Annotated in this window: 11 protein-coding genes; 5 read left to right on the top strand and 6 right to left on the bottom strand. The window is 53.1% G+C overall.

Going from position 1 to position 14,389, the window contains the following annotated elements; genetic code table 11:
* Positions 1–111: 111 nt before the first annotated feature.
* Positions 112–339, top strand: a complete 228-nt coding sequence (locus INT20_RS08160; protein ID WP_192527844.1) for a hypothetical protein — start codon at positions 112–114, stop codon at positions 337–339.
* Positions 332–1,837: a sodium:solute symporter family protein gene (locus INT20_RS08155; protein WP_193054794.1), complete on the top strand. Its 1,506-nt coding sequence runs from the start codon at positions 332–334 to the stop codon at positions 1,835–1,837. Before INT20_RS08160 ends, INT20_RS08155 begins: the two co-directional genes overlap by 8 nt.
* A gap of 97 nt (positions 1,838–1,934) precedes the next feature.
* Here the strand turns inward: INT20_RS08155 and INT20_RS08150 are convergent, their stop codons facing one another.
* The 3 genes from INT20_RS08150 to INT20_RS08140 form a co-directional block, all read right to left on the bottom strand.
* The gene (locus INT20_RS08150; protein WP_193054795.1) at positions 1,935–3,725 is read right to left on the bottom strand and encodes a GGDEF domain-containing protein; all 1,791 of its coding nucleotides are present in this window, start codon (positions 3,723–3,725) and stop codon (positions 1,935–1,937) included.
* Positions 3,726–4,085: 360 nt separating this feature from the next.
* Positions 4,086–5,144 carry an SPFH domain-containing protein gene (locus tag INT20_RS08145; RefSeq protein ID WP_193056779.1) on the bottom strand — a complete coding sequence of 353 codons (1,059 nt, stop codon included), beginning with the start codon at positions 5,142–5,144 and terminating at the stop codon, positions 4,086–4,088.
* Positions 5,145–5,146: 2 nt separating this feature from the next.
* The gene (locus tag INT20_RS08140; RefSeq protein WP_193056778.1) at positions 5,147–5,641 is read right to left on the bottom strand and encodes a nodulation efficiency, NfeD-like protein; all 495 of its coding nucleotides are present in this window, start codon (positions 5,639–5,641) and stop codon (positions 5,147–5,149) included.
* Between the two features lie 160 nt (positions 5,642–5,801).
* Here INT20_RS08140 and INT20_RS08135 point away from each other — a divergent pair, with 160 nt between their 5' ends.
* On the top strand, positions 5,802–6,515 hold the full coding sequence (locus INT20_RS08135; protein WP_193056777.1) for a trimeric intracellular cation channel family protein: 714 nt from the start codon (positions 5,802–5,804) through the stop codon (positions 6,513–6,515).
* Here INT20_RS08135 and INT20_RS08130 read toward each other — a convergent pair.
* Positions 6,512–9,466: a translocation/assembly module TamB domain-containing protein gene (locus tag INT20_RS08130; protein ID WP_193056776.1), complete on the bottom strand. Its 2,955-nt coding sequence runs from the start codon at positions 9,464–9,466 to the stop codon at positions 6,512–6,514. The two genes, INT20_RS08135 and INT20_RS08130, sit on opposite strands and share 4 nt — an antisense overlap.
* Before the next feature lie 108 nt (positions 9,467–9,574).
* Between INT20_RS08130 and INT20_RS08125 the strand changes: the two genes are divergently transcribed.
* Positions 9,575–10,282, top strand: coding sequence for a DUF3581 family protein (locus tag INT20_RS08125; protein ID WP_087106339.1), 708 nt, complete (start codon positions 9,575–9,577; stop codon positions 10,280–10,282).
* A 125-nt stretch (positions 10,283–10,407) separates the two neighbouring features.
* On the opposite strand, the gene INT20_RS08120 is transcribed toward INT20_RS08125, so the two are convergent.
* Both INT20_RS08120 and INT20_RS08115 read right to left on the bottom strand, forming a co-directional pair.
* A complete protein-coding gene (locus INT20_RS08120) occupies positions 10,408–12,147 on the bottom strand; it encodes a potassium/proton antiporter (RefSeq protein WP_193056775.1) in 1,740 nt (579 codons plus the stop codon).
* A gap of 111 nt (positions 12,148–12,258) precedes the next feature.
* A complete protein-coding gene (locus tag INT20_RS08115; protein ID WP_193056774.1) occupies positions 12,259–12,645 on the bottom strand; it encodes a hypothetical protein in 387 nt (128 codons plus the stop codon).
* A gap of 222 nt (positions 12,646–12,867) precedes the next feature.
* Between INT20_RS08115 and INT20_RS08110 the strand changes: the two genes are divergently transcribed.
* Entirely contained in the window at positions 12,868–14,367 is a 1,500-nt protein-coding gene (locus INT20_RS08110; RefSeq protein ID WP_193056773.1) for a CoA-acylating methylmalonate-semialdehyde dehydrogenase, read from the top strand.
* The last annotated feature ends 22 nt before the right edge of the window (positions 14,368–14,389 follow it).

Below are 14,389 nucleotides of genomic sequence, written 5' to 3'. Positions count from 1 at the left end.
CTTTGGAATACCTGGCGACAAGTCGTTGATCGGCCGACGATTTGCCGATCACACAACATGAAAATAGGTAGGCCAGTGGTACGACGGCTAACAAAATTTTAGGGAATCACCATGCGGCGTTTACTGGTACTGCCCACCTCGCGTGCGGGTTGGGGTTTATTAATTGCGTTTTTAACACTCATCGCTATGGGAACGTGGCCGATGATTGGTTGGGTAAACCGGGCAACATTAGTGCTAGGCCTGCCCTTGATGGTGGTATGGAGCTATCTGGTTATTTTTTCTTGCGTGGTAGTTATGCTGATAGGCAATCGTATCGTAGAGCGAGATAACCATGAATAGCCTCTGGCCTCTGCTGATTACGCTTATCTATGTGGCCATTGCCATGATGATTGGCTTACGCGCCCGCGGTGGTCAGGCCACCCGTGCCAATATGAATAGCCTGGAAGAGTGGGGGGTTGCTGGGCGTAGCATGGGGCCGGTCACGCTGTATCTGCTGATTGCCGCAGGGAGCGTCAGTGCTTATACCTTTATGGGCGCACCGGGCTGGGCTTATTCGAAGGGGGTCGCGGTCTTTTACGTCGCTATCTATTTGGCATATCTGGCCCTGATCGCTTGGTACTTTGGCCCAAAGGTATGGCAGTTTGGCGCTGAGTTTGGCCACGTTACTCAGGCAAGCGCGATTGCTGACCGTTATCAAAGCCCTGCCTTGGGGGCGCTGGCATCGCTGGTAATGGCGGTTGGCTCAATTGCTTACGCGGTGCTTCAAACGGTTGGTTCGGCCTATATTCTGTTTGTGATGAGCGGCGGTATCATTCCTGTCTGGTTAGGCGTTGTGTTGGTACTTGCCTCTATTGCTGTCTATTTGTACGCCAGCGGTCAGCGGGCGATTGGGCGTACCAATGCCTTTCAGGGCGTATTAATGTTGGTCGTTGCCTGGGCTGTAGGCTTGTGGGCAGTGCATAGCGCCACCGGCGGTTTAAGTTTTGCAGCGGTATTTGAGCGTATTCAGGCTGAGCATGTGGCGTTTTTAACCCTACCAGGGGCTGGCGGGGATATGAGTTTTAGCTTCTGGACCACCTCGATTATTGTCTCGATGTTCTCGTTTATGCCCCCGGTATGGACCCAGTGGATGAGTGCGTCTTCCGCACGCACTATCCGGCGCAGCGCTACCTGGCTGCCAACGTACTATGTGGTGATTTTACCCATGGTGGTTGTGGGCTTTATCGGTATTTACTCGCTACCTGACCTGGCGCGGGCAGACACGGTGGCCCTTGAATATGCCATGCAGCATTTGCCTGTTGTGCTGGTCGGGCTACTGGGGGCGGGTACCCTGGCGGCTTCCATGTCATCAAGTGAGCCGTTTATTCATTCGGTGTCGCTGTCATTAAGTAAGGATGTACTGCAACCGCTGTTAAAGCTTTCAAATGCTACTACTGGTCGACTTGCCAGGCTTATGATCTTACCCATCATGGCCTTGGTGATTGCACCGCTCGCGATTGCTGAACCGGGCAGTCTGGTGATGATTTTGCTGGTAGGGCTGGGGTTTGCCTCGCAAGTCTTGCCTGCTTTTGTTGGCATGTTCTTCTGGCCGCGCGCGTCACGCTTGGGCGTTATGGCGGGCATTGTGGCAGGTTTTTTGGTTACCGTGGCGTTTACTACGCTATGGCCACACCCGCTGGGAATCCACGCGGGGTTCTGGGGGCTAATCATCAACTTGCCGATATTTGTGGGAGTGTCGTTAGTGACTCCGGCCACACAAGCGGATGTCGTGGAGCGTTTTTTTCGTATTGCGGCGCCGCGTGGTTTAACCCGGCTTGGGAAAAAGGCAGCACTGTAGCGTCTCAGGTCATATCAACCTGTAGCATGGCGTGTTTACTGATTGCTTTTTGGCAATCAGCTTATCGCTGGACAGCGAGAGGGGGGGTTATGCTGGGCTACGACTGCCCCAGCATAAAATCGCGCGTTTTAGGCGTTTCAGGCCACACAATGCAGCGATTGCGGCCGCCGTTTTTAGCTTGATATAGCATCTCATCAGCCATTTTTAGCAGTTTGAATGGGTCCTGGGTATGGTCTGGATAAGTCGCTACTCCGCAAGAAAGCGTCACTTTTGTTAGTGGCGCTCCCTGGTATGCTAGAGAGAGTTCTGATGCCAGTGTCAATAGCGCGTTAGCACGAGACTCGGCAGCATGAACTGATGTCCCAGGTAGTAGAGCAACGAACTCTTCGCCTCCAAACCGACAAACGATATCAAGGCCACGAAAGTGATGCTTTAGCAGTTCCGCCATTTCCACCAGCACGCTATCGCCTGCATCATGGCCAAAGTGATCGTTGATCTGCTTAAAGTGGTCAATATCCAGCATGAGTAGCGATAGTTGGCTGGCGTTTTGCTGCGCGCGGAGGCATTCATGCTCGAACACTCTATCAAAATGACGTCGGTTATATAGGTTAGTGAGGGGGTCTTTAAAAGAGAGGTTTTCTAGCTCCTGGACGAGGCGGCCAAGCTTCTTGGTCCTTGATGCCACTTGATATTCCAGAGTTTCATTCGCAAGTGACATCTGCTGCTGAGTATGCCGGTAGTGCCAAAGAAAGATCGCCGCGTTAGCCAGTGAAAAGATCAGCGTGCCGTAGCTTAATGGTATGGTGCGCCAGGCAATAAAGCCGTGGGCTACCAGCATATCGGTCAATAAGAGTGGTATGAAAAAAGTGAAGCAAAGTGCTAATAATCGCTGCTCAGTACTTAGTTCTCGGAACCTAAACAGGGCGAGTATTAGCATGGTGGGCAGGGTGACGGTGAGTAATGCATCAAATACGGGAAAAGTGATAGAAAGGCTAACAAACCCTAATTGAACCAGGCTGATCGCTATGGCGAGATAGGCTAAGTGTAGCGCCCAAATACTGGTCAGCCAGCGCTTTGTTTTTCCGTTAAACCAATGGCTTAGTAGTAGCCCAAGAGCAATGGGTAGCGTGTAGTAACTGCCCGCGCGCAATGTATCCCAAGCCAAGGCATTATCAACGATCAACTGGCGAGCTGGCGCTTCAGCCAGCAACATTAGGCCAGAAGCATAGGCAAACAGAGCAATAGCTGAAAAGCCGCGCCTTTCAGGGCCAATAACGGCGAATATAGTTGCTATAAACGCTAAAACAAATACCAGGGCACTGACTGCAAGGTCTTGGACGGACATATGGATGATACTTTCCAATACCTCAAGACGCTCCATGACCTTTACTTCGCCCCACAGGCCGATATTGGTGTAATAGGAAAATACTCGGATGTTGAGCGGTTTGCCGGAAAAATCCTCAGGCAGTTCAACCATGTGCCACGGCCAGCCTGCAAAATCTCCCCGCCCTTGGGCATCGAATTCGCCGTACTGGTAGATCAGTGCATCATCCAGATAGATCTGGCCAATCAGGTTAATACTGGTGATGTAGAGTACGGGGTCATTCCAGTTACCGTCTGGCAATACACCGCGGAACCATACCTGTTCCTGGCCGTTTCTTTCCGGTGGGTCGGCAGGAAAGTTGATAGGGTTCCAGGTGAGTGATGTATCGGGCGGCTGGGAAAGAGTGCCTTGAGTTCCCGCAGGAAGGTCTCCCCAGTGGTACTCCCAGCTATGCAGAGGTTGGGGGGCTGAGTCAGCCTGTAAAACACCCGAATACAGCACCCACACGCAAAGTGTAATGCTCCACAGAATAGCCTTATATTTGCCATCCCCAAGCGGCAACAAAATTCTGTCCTGGTCGCTGTTATGCGGCTGTTAAACGCATCATCACTGATGATAAGTCAATGAAGTGATGCTAAAACCCGCTCGGCCAGCCAGTGTATACATAGTGAAAGCGGCTGATGATGCTCGGCTTGGCAGGGGGAGGAGCCCCCTGCTAGCTTAAAAACCGGCTGATAAACCTCATTTCCTCGTGGTGAAATGAAGTTGGTCATTCTGCGGGCTGTATAAAAAGGCGCGTATCGAAGTTTTGTTATTGCGCAAATTAAAGCAACTTTATGTCATGTTGGCTACGGAAAAAAGTCGGGTTTATTGTTACCCGACTTGGCCTGGTCTTTTTTAATGAGTGTTATCAGCTAATCGTTATTAACTGCTAATACTTCCGCCTACCACGCCGCTGCGAAAACTGTTGGATGGGTTGGTATTGTCGGTGCGGTGTTTTAGATGTTCTCCTACCGCATCCTCAGGTGAGCCTGCCAGTTCGCGGAACATGCCCATGGAACCCAGCAGAGCAGAAGATTCATAAGGCACAAAAACGCGCTCGCCGTCTTTCGCCATGTTGGGCAAACCCTTGATATAGCTCTGGCCGAGTAAATAACCCACCACGGTGCGTTTGTTTTCCTCGCTGTCGCCAATAGCATTCAATACCAGTTTGATGGACTCCTGCTCGCCCTGGGCGCGCAGAATGGCCGATTCCTTATCACCTTGGGCGTTGAGAATGGATGATTCACGCTGCCCTTGGGCCATGGCGATAGCCGCAGATTTTTCACCTTCTGCTTCGGTCACGGTAGCGCGGCGTTTACGTTCGGCGGCCATTTGCAGGCGCATGGCGGTTTCTACTTCTTCGGGCATGGCGATGTCCTGTACTTCTACCCGAGATATCTTGATGCCCCACTTGGACGCGGGCTCTTCCATGGCGGCCTGAATTTCGTTATTCACTTCTGCGCGAGATTCAAACAGCTTGTCCAGTTCCATTTTGCCGACCACCGAGCGCAGCGTGGTTTTCGCCAGTACTTCCACCGCTTGGCTCATGTTGACGACTTCATAAACCGCCCGCTTGGGGTCGATGATTTGATAATAAAGCGCGCCATTGATACGCACGGTCACGTTATCGGTGGTCACTACCGGCTGGCCGGGGAAATCCATCACCGTTTCGCGCCGATCAATACGAACCTCATCAGTGGTAATCGCCTGGTACTCTTCGCCCGTTTTGCGATAGCGCAGCATGGTGATTGCGCGGGGCTGCTCAATAAACGGGACAATAATATTGATGCCGCTTTCGAGCACACGATTAAATGAGCCGAGGCGCTCAACTACCATTACTTCCGACTGACGTACAATCACCAGTCCTTTGGAAATAATCACAATGCCGATAACGACAATAATCAGGCTTATTAATAAACCGGGGCTAATAGGTAAATCCATTATTAAGGCTCCTTGCGTAGGGTGGTATTGTCTTGCAAAGGGTCAGGGGCTGACGAGGGGAGGACAACCAGCGCTGTGGTACCTTCAAAGCGCTGAAAGATAACGGACGTACCGGGGGGAAGTTCTGTGGCACCTGTGTCCATAACACGCAAGCGGTAAAAGTCGCCGTTAATTTTGATACCGGTCGCATCATCATAATCGCGGCGCAACGTGTGGTAATGATTGCCTTTTTCGACCCCAGTGCCGGTGGTGCCGTAGGCAACGCCGCGAGGAGAAAAGCGCGGACGAATCACCATCACACCCAAGGGAACTAATAGGCCAGAAAAAATGCCCATGCTCAGCAATTGCCAAGGTAGAGAGAGCCCAAGGGCAGTGACCGCCGCGGTAAGCGCGGCAGCAATACCCAGTGCCAGTAGTACCATTGCACCAGAGGTTAACTCCCCTAAACTGAGAAGTAGCGCCAGTACTAACCATGTATAAGCAGGGTTCCAATCCATAGCACCTCCTTTTAAAAAGTTCTCACAAGCGTACCCTAAGCCACGGCGTTAAGTCGGGTTAATTAGCGAATGAGCAAGCGATAGGCGAAAAACGCATTAGTGGTATTCTGCCTGCTTTAAGAAACCGCTTTAAAAAACATAGCGCACAAAGGGGAATCACGTGACGGGTGTGGTGTATTGGTTGGACATGATGGGTGTGATTGTTTTTGCGCTATCGGGCGTTATTCTTGCGTGTCGGTCAAAAATGGACCCGTTTGGCATGCTGGTGTTGGCCGCTGTGACCGGGATTGGTGGCGGTACACTGCGTGATTTAGTGCTGGGCTTGCGGCCTGTCTTTTGGGTCGCTGATCCCACTTACTTATGGGTTATCCTGGCAACGGTGGGCATTTCGCTGGTGGGGTTCCACTATATTCATCGCTTGTCGCGAAGGTTTTTGCCGATTGCGGATGCCTTTGGCCTTGCCTTGTTTACGGTCATCGGCACCCATAAAGCACTGTTGCTGGGAACCTCCGGTGTAGTGGCGGTATTGATGGGGATGATGACCGGTGTCGCCGGCGGAATGATCCGCGACATGCTGGCTCAGCGCGTACCGATGGTGTTGCGTGAAGAGATCTACGCTACCGCTGCCATGGCTGGCGGCACTGTATATGTCGCGCTGAACACCTTGAATACGCCGCTGAGCGTTAGTATCGCAATGGCCTTGGCGATTACGCTGGGGCTGCGGTTAGCCGCGATTCGCTGGCACTTGGCATTGCCGGTGTTTGCTTGGGTCACTTTGCCGCCCAAAGAGACGGATTCAGCAGCGCCGCTTTCGACGCCGGCTAAAGCCAAAGAGCGGGTCAGGATGATTCGGCGCCAGCGCAAAAAGCGCTAATCAGGACGAGGGTAACGAACCGCTTGCCGCCAGCGGTCAAACCAGCGCTTGGGTTGCAGTACGTGTAGCCTGGGTTCGCTGTTAACAAGCTCCACGCCTATGCCAAGTGCGCCAAGGCGGGCATAGAGCGCGCCATTGGCGCTCTGCTCTTCAAGCGTGACATCGGAAAGCAGCAGTAGTGGGCCGCCGGTGAGTACAAGGTTGCTCAGCTGGATACGTTCACCATTAAGCGCAAGTTCAGCGGTGCCATTAACATTGTGCACGTTGAGTAGCCTGCCGAGCCAGTCGCTTTCTCGGGCACGGGCTAAAAACAACCTGGCGACCAAGCCGGTGTCGCGCATGGCCAGACGCAGCTGTGTGGACAGGCGAATGGGGTCATCCCAGGTAAGCTGCGCGTCATCCATGGAGAGCTGCACCCACCAGCCTGCGTCCTGAGCGCCTTGCTCGCTGATACGGAACACATTTTCCAAGCGCAGAAATGAGTCATTAGCCGTAAAACGCCGTGCCTGTAAATCGCCTTCAGTAAGTTGTAAGTAGAGTTCGATATCGCCACGTAGCCGCTGATCAAGAAGGGCGAGGTCGGCGCCAAACGCACGCAGGGTCATGTTGCCTTGGGCGCTCATCCCCTCCAGTAGCCACTCGCTGCCCAGGTTTGCCTGACCGCCAAGCAGGCGAAGGCCTGCATCTTCAGGCAGGTAGCGGTTATAGCGAGTAAAGTCCGGCACTTCGGTAATCGGCAAGGCTATTCGGGTAACAAAGTATTCTGCTTCTGGCGATATGAGCACGTTGCTGAGCTGGTCTGTCTGGGTGGTTAAGGCAAAGTGACGCCCCTCTACATGAGGCCTGTCATCATCGTTACGCTGTAGCGAAAAGCGCGGAATACCCAGCGAAAGTTGTGCCTGTTCGGGGCTGTCGATTTGCGCGGTTAGCTCGCCGCGCCCGCTGGCCTGGTAGTCTAAAAATGCGACTTCAAGCTGGTTGGCATCTATACGCAGCCGAGTAGGTGCCAACAGGCGCTTACCGCTAAAAGAGCCTTGGGCGAACAGTTGCCCATTGCCAGACAACGAAACGCCGTGATCTGTGGGTAAAAAGGCGTTCAGAAAACTCAAGCGCTGCACGCTGCCCTCTAGCTGAAACTGCCCACTGGGAATCTCGCCACGCCGCTGAAAGCGGCCTTCGCGAATCACCAAGATACTTTCCAGGCGCTCTTCGGGCTGTGTGTCATCAGCGACCTGCCAGCGTAAACGGCTACCACTGATATCAACGCTTGTGCCATCGGTAGCTGCCTCGCGTAGTTGCAGTGAAAGCTGCATATCGCTGGTGAGCAGGGTGCTCTGCTCATCACGCTGCCAGCGGGTAGTGAGCGAATCGCCGGTTAAGGTAAGCTCTCCGCTAAGCTGTTTAGGGGTAATATGGAGCGTTCCGTTACTTTGCGCTTGGCCGCTGACCAGGCTAAACGGAGCCGGGGCCGGCAGGTAAGTGGCAATATACGGTTGCAGGGCGCTAATACTGGCCATGCGGGCATCCCGCCAGTGAAGTGTCGCGGTGGCGTGACTGCGGGCTAATACAGGTTCGATAGGACTTTGTGCTACCAGGTCAAGTGTCGCGTCGTTAAGCAGTGTTTGGTTGGCGTGGGAAAGCGTTGCCTGGGAGAAACCAAGTGTCGCGTCCACCATCGAGGCGTCCTTTAGCTCAGCGTTAAGTATGCCTTGCCCTTGAGCGGTCATATCCAGTGCGTTGACCGCGATTGCGTCTGCCTCGACCCGCAAATGGGCGCTATGGGCGTGAGTGTCGCGAACGCTAACCCTGGCCTCTAAACGGCCATTGCCGGATAAGCGAATGCCCTGACCCTCCAGCGTATTGGCGAGGTAGCGGTCCATCATGTCCAGCCGGGTAATGGTGCCTTCAAGCGCTAGCTCAGCATCCGTGGGTGGAGTTAGTTGGTCCAAGCGCTGGTTGGCCATATCGCTTTTAAGGCTTAAGGCGGTATTTACCGCATAGGGCTGTGTATCTGCCAGCGTGACATCTTGTAGGCGAGTCTCAAAATCAATATGGTGATCGGCTACGCGTAGCTGGACGCTTCCTCTACCGGTTGCTGTGTGACGTGGAGGAGGTGCATCTGCCTCTCTCCAAGTCGTTGGTTGATCGTGCTCTAAAAGCGTTCGCTCATCCAGCGTTAAACGTAATTCAGGTGCCTTCAAAGTAAGCAGGCTACCTGGTTTAAGTGTGCCTGAGGCAAGTTCAATATGGCCCTCCAGTGCGCCGCGGCCGTCCAGGAAAAGCCACGGAATGGCCTCCAGGTAGGGCATGAATACATTCCAGGCATCTGCCTGCGCCTTAATATCAAGTGTTGCGGAAAGTGCCGCTAGCAGTTCAGGGTTAAGTGCACCCGTGGCCGGGTCCGTGGGCGTGATCTCATCAAGCGTTGCGGTGGCTTCAAGGGTTATGGCGTTAACCAGTGTGGCGTGGTCACTTGGGCGTATCAGGCGGCCTTCTGTGATTGCCAGGTTCACATGAGGTATGGCCAGGTTTTCACGGCTAAGGGTTGTATCAGCCACCTCTAGCGTGCCCTGCGCTTCAAGGGCGATATCACCCACCGTTAAGCGGCGAATTCCTTCGGCCTCTAATGCCTTGATATGTAACTCGCCGCGCAGTAGCGACCATAGCGAGAGTGTGAGCGTGGCATGCTCGGCCTCAATTGCCATCGGTAGCGCATCGTCTTCACGGGCAAGATAAAGGTTGTCTACTTCCCAGCGTCCAGGGTGGCGGCTAGTTCCTTGGCTCCAGCGAACCTCAATACCTTCAAACTGAGAAATTCTTTCCGGTAACCACTGACTATTCAGCAACCAGTAGCTGCCCACCAGCCAAACCGTTATGATAAACAGGCTACTGATCAAGGTAGCCAATACAACGCGGGATAAGCGCTTTTTAGTAATGTTCGTGTTTGACATACTCGCTTCCTGGCAGGTGACTCCTGTTGGCGCGTGTTTTATGGCATTATGCGCGACGCTGGATAGTTATGGGTTTTCGATTTCAACGCTAGGCAGGCAGCAAACGCCATGTTCAAGGATTTTTACGCGCAACACGGAGAGTATGTAGTGGTCTCCGCCGAGCAGGCCAGCCGTTTCGCTAAAGGCGTGGCAGGTGATTACAACCCGATCCATAATCCGGGTGCGCGACGTTTCTGCGTGCCTGGTGACCTGTTGTTTACGCTAATACTGGTAAAGTTCGGGCTGTCGCGGCAAATGGAATTTCGCTTCACCAATATGGTAAGTGCTGATACGCCACTGCTCTTTAGTGAAGCAGAAAATGGTGAGCTTCACGTAAGTGATGAGAGTGGAAAATGTTATTTACAGGTGGTTCGTGATGGCGAGACGACCCACGATAGCGCTGCTATTGAAGCATTTGCTCGTTGCTATGTGGCGTTCTCAGGCAAAAATTTCCCGCATTATTTAAAACCGCTAATGGAAAAGCATGGGGTAATGTTTAACCCTAAACGCCCTTTGGTTATCTACGATAGCATGGGGTTTTCATTAGAGCGTTTGGATGGGTTTACACCAGGCCTTGCCTTAACGCGCTCATCGCTTGATGTGCAGGGGAAGCGAGCAGACGCATTGCTTGAGTTTTCCATTGAATCGAAGGGCGTTGCAATCGGTGTCGGCTCTAAAAAGCTGGTGGTCAGTGGCCTTTGTCATTATGACGCCGCTGAAATGGCCGCCATTGTTGATGAGTTTTACCGGCTTAAAGCTGCCTACGAAGCTGCCTGAGTTGTTTCTGCAGTGCTGGTCCAGCAGGACTGGTTGAAATACGATTCTTGCAGGACATTTTTGCAGCACGTTGAAGTATTTCAAAAGGCCACCCGTTAATAGCGGGTGGCCTTTACGTATGGGTATCAGGCGGGGTGTTGCTCTACAGTGAGTTCTGGCTGACTGATGGTCAAACCTACCGTGGTAATGCGCCCATCAAGTACGCCTTGAACGGAGAGGGTCACGTTTTCCAACGCTATTGAGTCACCTATGCGTGGTTCGTCCGTCAATCGCTCACGCAGAAGCGCGTCTAATGTGCAGTGCATATCACGGTCTAGCGTAATGCCATAGGAGTTAAATACTTCGTCGACGTTGGTGTTGCCTTTCAGATGCAATATTTGATTGGGGAGTTGGTAGTGGTCGACCGTGGCTCCCTCCGCAAAAATACAGTCAACAAACGGCAGAACCTGTGGACGCAGCACGACAAACAAGTGATCGCCTGGCTGTAATTGGGTGGACCCACGCGGTGGGATAACGTCTTTGCCACGGGTGATCATGGCCACCACTGTGCCGTCAGGCAGTGCGAGTTGCGATAAACGACGGTTGGCTGCACGAGTAAAGTCACCTAGCCGATATTCCACAATGTCGGCGTCAACGTCCTCCAATGAGGTAATCTCCAGGCTGGCGGCAGGCACAACAGGCGGTGCTTCGGTAAGTTTCAGTTTACGCGCCAGGTAGGGCAGCGTAGTGCCTTGAATAGTGGCAGAAATTAATACCACGAAGAACACCACGTTGAAGATAAGTTCAGCGCCTTCCAGGCCGAAAATCAGTGGGAAAATAGCCAAAATAATGGGCACTGATCCACGCAGGCCTACCCAGGCAACCAGCCCGGTTTCGCGGTTCGTAAAACCGAACAGTTTAAGAATGGGAGTGACGGCGAGAGGGCGAGCCACCAAGGTTAATATAGCCGCAATCATCAGGCCTTCCAGCCATACATCCAGTAGGGAAACAGGATTAATCAGCAGCCCAAGCACCACGAACATGACGATCTGACTCATCCACGCTAATCCGTCATGAAACAAAAACGTGCTGCGCTGAAAGGCAATCGGGCGATTGCCGATCATGACGCCTGCAATAAAAATCGCCAGGAAGCCACTGCCTCCAAGGTTCGCAGCAACGCCAAAGGCGAAGAGCCCGCATGCCGCAACCAGAACGGGATAAAGGCCCGATGTGACCAGATGAATACGGTTAATAAGTTGAACGGCTGCCCAGCCGACCAGCAAGCCGACGGCGCCACCTACCCCGATTTGCAGGATAAAGAGTTTTAACAGGCCCACTCCAAGGGGCATATCGTTAACCAGTACTTCAAGTAATCCGATGGTTAAGAAAATCGCCATCGGGTCGTTGGATGCGCTTTCAATTTCAAGCGTAGACTTGAGCCGCTGATTAATATGGATGCCAGCATTACGCAGTAATGAGAAAACCGCAGCGGCGTCGGTGGAGCCGACGATGGCGCCTAGTAATAAACCATCCAACAGGGGGAGGTTTAGAATATAAGCAGCAGCGACCCCGGTAACCATTGATGTGATCAAAACGCCGAGCGTGGCCAATAGCGAGGCTGGCTTCCACACCAGGCGGATTGAGGCGAGGGGCGTTTGTAAGCCGCCATCGAACAAAATCATTGCCAGTGCCAACGTGCCCAGCGCGTGTGCCAAACCAGGATTATTAAAGTCGATACCGCCAATGCCTGCTTCCCCCGCAAGCATACCGGTTCCTAAAAACAGTACGAGTACCGGCATACCCAAGCGAGCTGACAGCTTGCTTGAAATAATGCCGACCAGTAGCAGGATGGCTGCTAGTAAAATAAGTTGGTCCACCAGAAACATACGCACGATTCCTGAAATAACTTGATATGGCCAGACCTTTTAATAATAAATGCCTGGTGTCATGTATGTGGCAAAGAGGCGTTATGCACCTCTGTTAACCGTCGTTATTTGTTAAGCGTAGGGTGGTGCTCTGCAGGGAGGAAGGCCGCCTGGTAAGCCTGGGTTCGATGAGCCAAGGGTATTCAATACGCAGTGATAAACGGCAGGCGCAATACCAGGCCATCTTTCATGGGCGGGCAGAGCCACCCCGGTATCATTTTGAATTACTACCGGGTTTTGGCGTCGCTTGTCATGGTCCAGGCTAAGGCGATTAAGTGGGTTAGCCAGCACGATCAGCGGTTTGGTGTGGTCTTCCAGGGCTGAGTGATGACTTGGCTCAGCAGCCCGCGGCATCACCTCGTGGGGAGCGGCGCACCACAGCAATAGCGCCAGACTCCATAGGCCCACTTGGCCAAGCCGGAGAGACGTCATAGCGGTGGGCATGTATTGCTGAGGCAAAGAGACATCTCCTGGGTGCGCTGTATTATCATCCCTTATTGAGAGGGGAGGTCAAGGGGGTAAACATGCGTTTGCACTGTCATTGGAGTCTTGTCATCGCTAATCGGGGTTGTTACTAATCGTTAGTTGACGTTTACTTGCTGATATACCCTGTTCTTGGCCCTGGGGCAGCTATAGAGACTGCCACTGTTACAAACACAATCATAATCAGGAGCAAGCGTAATGGCCGTTCGCGAAATTCCCATGATCATTGATGGTCAAGCCGTCCTGTCTCAAAGCCAGGAGTGGCGTGATGTGGTTAATCCGGCGACCCAAAAGGTGGTTGCCCGGGTGCCTTTTTGCACGGCAGAAGAAGTAGAGCATGCGATTGCAAGCGCCCATCATGCGTTTAGAGAGTGGCGCAAGGTACCGCTTGGAAAGCGCATGCGTATTATGCTGGCGTTGCAGGCACTGATTCGTGACAACACCGATGAACTAGCCGCCTTAATCACCGAAGAGCATGGCAAAACGTTGCCAGATGCCAAAGGTGAAGTAGGGCGAGGTCTGGAGGTGGTCGAACACGCCTGCTCGATTACCTCGCTCCAGCTAGGAGAGGTGGCCGAGAACGCGGCAAGCGACGTCGATGTTTATACGCTACATCAGCCGCTAGGCGTAGGGGCCGGTATTACGGCCTTTAACTTCCCGATCATGCTGCCCTGTTTCATGTTTCCGCTGGCCATCGCGACAGGCAACACCTTTGTGTTGAAGCCTTCTGAGCAGGATCCCAGCTCGACCATGCGCTTGGTGGAGCTTGCCCATGAAGCCGGTGTGCCAGCTGGGGTGTTGAACGTGGTGCACGGCGGTCCTGAGGTTGCCAACCAGATTGTCGATCACCCAACGATTAAAGCGCTATCGTTTATTGGCTCAACCCACGTCGGCTCATTGCTTTACAAGCGGGCGGCAGATGCGGGTAAGCGTATGCAGGCGATGATGGGGGCGAAGAACCACTGTGTGGTTATGCCCGACGCAAATCGCAGCCAAGCCATCAACAATCTGCTGGGCTCAGCATTTGGCGCCGCAGGCCAGCGCTGTATGGCTAATTCGGTCGTGGTGCTGGTCGGTGAGGCGCGACAATGGATTGATGATATTGTGGATGCTGCAGGCCAGATGAAAGTGGGGCCTGGCACCCAACAGGATGCCGATTTAGGGCCGCTGGTATCGCCTGCCGCCAAGGAGCGTGTGTTAGGTCTTATCGAGACCGGTGAAAAGGAGGGCGCAACGCTATTGCTTGACGGGCGTAACTGCCAGGTACGCGATTATCCGAAGGGCAATTTTGTGGGGCCGACGTTATTTACCGATGTGACTGCGGAGATGACCATTTACCGTGAAGAGATATTTGGGCCGGTACTTTGCGTTGTCAACGTGGAAACACTCGACGAAGCAATTGCGTTTATTAATGCTAATCCTAACGGCAACGGCACGTCTATCTTCACGAATTCTGGCTGGGTGGCGCGACGCTTTGAAACTGATATAGACGTGGGGCAGGTGGGTATCAACGTGCCAATCCCGGTGCCGGTTGCCTATTTCAGCTTCACTGGCTCACGTGCTTCAAAGCTCGGTGATTTAGGGCCAAATGGCAAACAGGCGATCGCCTTCTGGACACAAACCAAAACGGTAACGGCACGCTGGTTTGAGCCTGAAAACGTTTCAAGCGGTATCAATAGTACTATTGCATTAAGCTAACGCTTACTTACTAAGCAGTCAC

The organism is Halomonas citrativorans, from assembly GCF_014898005.1.
Classification (GTDB): domain Bacteria; phylum Pseudomonadota; class Gammaproteobacteria; order Pseudomonadales; family Halomonadaceae; genus Vreelandella; species Vreelandella citrativorans.
Note: the sequence above shows the minus strand (reverse complement) of the source record. Positions and strands in the feature narration are given on the sequence as shown.